This window comes from Rhizobium sp. CCGE 510 (assembly GCF_000292525.1).
Classification (GTDB): domain Bacteria; phylum Pseudomonadota; class Alphaproteobacteria; order Rhizobiales; family Rhizobiaceae; genus Rhizobium.
The window spans coordinates 1-2,170 of the sequence record NZ_AEYF01000093.1 but is presented as its reverse complement, the minus strand read 5'-3'; the positions used below and the strand labels follow the sequence as shown (position 1 = coordinate 2,170).

Below are 2,170 nucleotides of genomic sequence, written 5' to 3'. Positions count from 1 at the left end.
GATCCGCCATCGCGGAAGCGGCGATTCCGGCATCGTCCAAGCGCACCACATCGTGCCAGTGGCGCGAAAAACGCTCCCCGCGAAGCCGCTCCTGCAGGCAGAAGACATGGATTGCGGTTACCTTCTCCCAGAAGGTCCGCTCGGCATGCATCACCCTTGGCCTTGCCGTGGGGAAGATTACGCCCTCAATCAGGTGCGCGGCATCGCAGCGCACATCGCGCGGACTGGCCGGCTCACCCGTCGAGCGGGCGCCGAACTCCAGCATGACGCTGGGCGCGACATAACCGGATCCGGCAGACGTTGCTTCATAATCGATAAAGAGCTTCTCACCCTCGGCCCTAGTCGTCGCCGGAACGCCCTGGGAGCCGATAGCGACCTCGACGAGCGGCTGCACCGCTCCCTTGACCCATACGGGCAACCGCTCGCGCACCACTTTCGACCAGCGCCGCTCTTGGCTACGCGTTGTCGGCAGAGCCTCGCCCTCGTCACCGACGAGGTCATTGGCAATGATGCGAATGTCGTAGGTCAGGTCCACGTCTTCCGAGAAGCGCTGGATAACCCCATAAGCTTTAGATAGCGACGTGCCGCCCTTGAAGACCAAATGATCGCCGAGCGCTGAGCCGAACACGGTTTGGAGCACCCAGACAACCCAGATATCCTTCTCGAGCAGGTGGGCAGGCCGCCCCGAACGATCGGCAGCCACGCCCAGCGCATCACGACGATCCTGTGCTGAAAGTAATAGAAACTGTTCAGCCATGCGCCGCCTTGCCAACGCTTTGCGCAAGCCATGTCGGAAATTGCGGAGCGGCTGCGACCAGCTCTCCGAACGCCGTCGGCGGCAGCTTTCGTTTCAGGGTCTCGAGCGCCGTTTCCGCTTGCTCCGGCCCAAGCCAGGCAAGCGCACGCACCGCCTGGCCCGCAGGACGGTCGGCAAGCGCAAGCTGCCAGCGCGGGGCATGACGGAGTTCAACACGCTGCTTGCCGAGCGTCATAGTGCGGGTACGGCCGGAGGTCAGATAGATCGAGCGAACCGGCACCTGCGTCGTCAATCCCAACGCATTCGCCGCGGCCGCCCCATTCGAGACGATGACTTCTCCGCGTTGGCTCGCCAGCGCTTCGACTGCCTGTTCCACCGAAGGCGAGCGGGTGCCGAAGCGGCTGACCACCGGGCGCAGATAGACGCCCCGTCCGGCCCGGATTAGCTGGCCGCGTTCGGCAAGGCGCGACAGAGCCTGATCCACCCCGGCGCGATTGCCGAGATACAGCAGGCTCTTCGCCGCCAGTGGCGCCCCTTCGGGAAGCGCCGCCGCGTGGGCCAATATCTGTTCGCTCAACCGCTGCATAAGAAAACTCCTGTCAGAAATATACGCGGTTTTCTGACATTTTCAATATAGGGTGCGGTAAAGAGACGCCAAGCGTCGCACCTGTTTTCAAGCCGGAAAGGAAGTAGCCAAGAATGAAGCCTGAAGAGTGGAAGACGATCTGCGACAAAGTTACGGATGACATGCTCGCCCATACCCGCCCCTTCGTGACACCCTTGGGTACGGAGGATGACCGGAAAGTGCGCCTCGTCGGAACCGGCTCCTATGTCGCACGCGAAAACCGCCGCTTCCTGCTGACCTGCGAGCATGTCGCACGCGTCCGGCCGATGCACTATCGCTTTTATGGCAATGACGACGTCTTCGAACACCAAGGGCTATGGATGATGGAAAAACATCCCGTCGATGCAGCCTTCGCGCACATCAGCGACCTCGCATGGGCGGCGTGCTCCCATCAGGCGCAATCCGTCCCCTATGAACGTTTCGCGCAGCGTCATGTACCGGTTGAACGGGGAGAGCTACTGTTCTTTCGTGGCTTCTCGGGAGAAAATGCCCACTATGCTTTCGGTGTGCACCAGGCCAACGGAAGTGGCTATGCCACACAAGAAAAGGACAACAGCGGGGACGCCCAGATCTTCGAGCTTTTCTGGGAGCCAAAAAAGACGCGGTTCACCAGTCAAACAACTCCTGAGTCGACAGCGGAGATGAAGTTCGAGGACGCCGGCGGATTCAGCGGGTCGCTCGTCTGGAACACCCGGTATCTCGAGGTGACCCGGCAGGGCGGCCAATGGACGCCCCAGCATGCGGTCGTCACCGGTCTGCTTCAGCGTTGGGACACTGCTACGAAAACC

3 protein-coding genes are annotated in these 2,170 nt (G+C 61.6%); 1 reads left to right on the top strand and 2 read right to left on the bottom strand.

Annotation, left to right across the window (positions count from 1 at the left end; translation table 11 throughout):
* The coding region (locus tag RCCGE510_RS32545) for a nucleotidyl transferase AbiEii/AbiGii toxin family protein (RefSeq protein WP_007637836.1) at nt 1-757 on the bottom strand (757 nt) is incomplete at its 3' end.
* Complete coding sequence (locus RCCGE510_RS32540; RefSeq protein WP_007637835.1) at nt 750-1,343, bottom strand: DUF6088 family protein; 594 nt, start codon at nt 1,341-1,343, stop codon at nt 750-752. The genes RCCGE510_RS32540 and RCCGE510_RS32545, both read right to left, overlap by 8 nt.
* A gap of 113 nt (nt 1,344-1,456) precedes the next feature.
* Between RCCGE510_RS32540 and RCCGE510_RS32535 the strand changes: the two genes are divergently transcribed.
* On the top strand, nt 1,457-2,170 hold a 714-nt coding region (locus tag RCCGE510_RS32535), incomplete at its 3' end, for a hypothetical protein (RefSeq protein WP_007637834.1).